The sequence below is a fragment of the Ruminococcus sporogenes genome (assembly GCF_054655175.1).
Window position 1 is genome coordinate 1 of record NZ_BAAHOA010000051.1, and the last position, 364, is coordinate 364.

Here is a 364-nt window from a genome sequence, read left to right on the forward strand (position 1 = left end):
CCTTATTTCCTCCGCCTGTTCCGGAGTCATCGCTCTTTTTTTAAACGGCATACGGCTTCTCCTTATCCTGTATCGGCTCAATATATTTTTCTCCCTCCGCGTCCTCGATTTTATCTCCGTTCATAGAGACGTCAAAGTAAATAGCCAGCATTCTCTTTATATCCTCCTTATTCATTCTTCTGACGTCAAAGCCATGCTCCGATATTATCTTGGAAGCGCGGTTTATCTGCTGAAATATCTGCGATTCCTTTTTGTCCTTTGTTCTTACGCAGAACATAAACTGTCTTGCGGTAGACATTTCAAGCTGAATGTCGTCTAAAAACTTCATGTCCTGTTCCAGCAGCTTTATGACAGCGGGATTTTC

General features: G+C 42.6%; 1 pseudogene. It reads right to left on the reverse strand.

The window, feature by feature from the left end:
* Positions 1-40: 40 nt before the first annotated feature.
* A pseudogene (locus ACYQ0N_RS15420) lies at positions 41-364 on the reverse strand (hypothetical protein); the annotation flags it as partial.